The sequence below is a fragment of the Mesorhizobium sp. M5C.F.Ca.IN.020.29.1.1 genome, from assembly GCF_003997375.1.
In the GTDB taxonomy this organism is placed as follows: domain Bacteria; phylum Pseudomonadota; class Alphaproteobacteria; order Rhizobiales; family Rhizobiaceae; genus Mesorhizobium; species Mesorhizobium wenxiniae.
In genome coordinates this window covers 1-966 of the sequence record NZ_RZSW01001038.1, presented here as the reverse complement: position 1 = coordinate 966, position 966 = coordinate 1, and the positions used below count along the sequence as shown (strand labels likewise).

The window sequence follows — 966 nt, the reverse complement described above, 5'->3', positions numbered from 1 at the left end:
GAAATATCTACCTCGCCCGCGTAACGCGCGTCGAACCCTCGCTTCAGGCAGCCTTTGTCGAATATGGCGGCAACCGTCACGGTTTCCTCGCCTTCAGTGAAATTCATCCCGACTACTACCAGATTCCGGTCGCCGACCGTCAGGCGCTGTTGCGCGCAGAAGCGCAGGAGGCTGAAGACGAGGACGATGAGGATGGCGAAGGCGACGACCGCCAGAGCCGCGATCGCGGCCGGCGTGGACGCCGGCGCGGCGGCAAGAGCCGCGACCGGGGCGAGCACAAGCGTGATGCAGGTGCGGCCGATTCTGACGATTCTGTCGAGTCCAATGACAGCGGCTCCAATGAGGGCGGCGAACACGGCGAGGATGCGGCCGCGGATAACGCCGATGCCGTTTCGGAAAATGTCGACACGCCGTCCGATACTTCGGAACATGGCGAGGATGTCGCCAGTCATGCTGAGGCGAGTCATATTGAGACGAGCCATAACGAGACTGGGCCTTCCGAAGGCGGTCCAAATTCCCTCGCCGCCAGCATCGAAGCGGATGTGATTTCCGAAGCCGTGCCGCAGGCGGAGACGGCCGGCGAAGCCACGTCCACCGACAATGATCGCGGCATGCTGGAAGAGGTGCAGTCCTCGCATCCGGAGGACCATGAGGTCGAATCGGTCGGCGCCGAGGATGCGCTGGAAGAAGCGCGCAACCGCCGCAAGCCGGTGCGCCGCCAGTACAAGATCCAGGAAGTGATCAAGCGCCGCCAGATCCTCCTGGTGCAGGTCGTGAAAGAAGAGCGCGGCAACAAGGGCGCAGCGCTCACCACCTACCTGTCGCTTGCCGGCCGCTATTCGGTGCTGATGCCGAACACGGCGCGCGGCGGCGGCATCTCGCGCAAGATCACCAACGCACAGGACCGCAAGCGGCTGAAGGAGGTCGTCGCCGATCTCGAAGTGCCGCAGGGCATGGGCGTCATCC

At 64.0% G+C, this 966-nt stretch carries 1 protein-coding gene; it reads left to right on the top strand.

The features are described 5' to 3' along the window. A partial coding sequence (locus EOA85_RS36030; RefSeq protein ID WP_281033836.1) for a ribonuclease E/G occupies positions 1-966 on the top strand: 966 nt, incomplete at both ends.